The following is a 1,355-nucleotide window of genomic DNA, read 5'->3' on the forward strand; positions in this document are numbered from 1 at the left end:
GCCAGCAGCAGCGTCCGCCGGCTCGGTCCCATGGCGACGATGTTCCCAGCCGGCGCCGTCCACCCGATCGGGGGGCCTCCCACCGCCAGCTGGTGCCACCGCGGCGGAGCTTGCCCGCGCCGGTACCCGCGCCCCGCGGCGGGCCGGTGCCGGGCGGGGGACGAAGCCTGGCCGGTCTTCGGCGATAATCCTAGGTGCGCCTTTTTTTGCTCGTCCCATCAACGTTCAGTGAAATAAATTCATCAATCTATATGGGTCTGGCCACTGTTCGTCCCAGCGGGGTTCCCGTGAGGGACGGTGGTCGGGTGACCGACGATGACGACGACTGGGCTCCGCCACCCGTGCACCATGGCGGCGGGTATCCGGTGGTGGCCGCCCTGGACGCGTACGAGGAGGCCATCGGAGCGCTGGCGATCGGCGCCTGGGTACCGGACATGGACGAGATCGACGCCGCCGTGACGATCCTGCACCGCATGGACATCGGCCAGCGCAGCCCGGACATCGCGCTGCACCGGGTCGTGCACCGTGCCCTGGCCGAGACCTACCCCCTGCTCACCGTGTGGCGCGGCCGCCCCCTCTACCTGTACGCGGCGGTCAAGACGGTGCAACTGCTCGCCTCCGCGCCGCCCAGCGAGCAGAACGCCGCCGCGGCCCGCGCCGCGTGGGAACGGCTCGCCGAACTGCTGCGCGCCGTGACCGCCACCGTCGGCACGGCCTGAGGACCGAAACGGCGAAGCGGCGCCCCCGGGCGTGCGGGGCGCCGCTTCGCTCTGGACGGACGGCGCGAGGCCGCGTGGCTGGCTCGGAGGGGGTGGTCGGTCAGGTTCCGCTGGCGGTGGGCCGGTCGGCCAGTACGTGGGTGGCGGCCGCCGCGGCCGCGCTGACGAAGAGCACCGACGGCCAGGCGCCGAGTTTCTTCGCGAGGGGATGGGCCAGGCCGAAGGCCGCGGTGTAGGTGCCGAGCAGCGTCCCGGTCAGCACCGGACCGCGGCTGCGCAGCCAGGACCGTCCGCAGACGGTCCCGCCCACGGCCAGGACGACGCCGGCCAGCTCGCGGCGTCCGCTCAGGCGGGCGGCGGCGTATCCGCCGATGAGGCTCGCGGCGACGACGGGTGCGGTTCGTAGCGAGGACATGACCACGGACGCTACGCCCGGATCGGCATCCACGGGCGAGGCCCAACGTCGCGTTCGGCCGGCCCGCTGGTCCCAGTCGATGGACACCCGATGCGAGCTGGCAGGAACGTGCGCGCCCCCACCGGCCGGGCCCCGAGCCCGGCCGGTGAACCGCGGTGCACTCGCCGATCATGGTGAACCGCGGTGCACTCGCCGATCATGGTGAACCGCGGTGCACTCGC

Annotated in this window: 2 protein-coding genes; one reads left to right on the forward strand and one right to left on the reverse strand. The window is 73.1% G+C overall.

Annotation, left to right across the window (positions count from 1 at the left end; translation table 11 throughout):
• The first annotated feature begins 305 nt into the window (after nt 1-305).
• Nucleotides 306-719, forward strand: a complete 414-nt coding sequence (locus MXD58_RS27650; protein WP_248840632.1) for a hypothetical protein — start codon at nt 306-308, stop codon at nt 717-719.
• A 100-nt stretch (nt 720-819) separates the two neighbouring features.
• Here the strand turns inward: MXD58_RS27650 and MXD58_RS27655 are convergent, their stop codons facing one another.
• A complete protein-coding gene (locus MXD58_RS27655) occupies nt 820-1,134 on the reverse strand; it encodes a hypothetical protein (protein WP_248840633.1) in 315 nt (104 codons plus the stop codon).
• Nucleotides 1,135-1,355: the final 221 nt, after the last annotated feature.

It is taken from the genome of Frankia sp. AgKG'84/4 (assembly GCF_023242965.2).
In the GTDB taxonomy this organism is placed as follows: Bacteria; Actinomycetota; Actinomycetes; order Frankiales; family Frankiaceae; genus Frankia.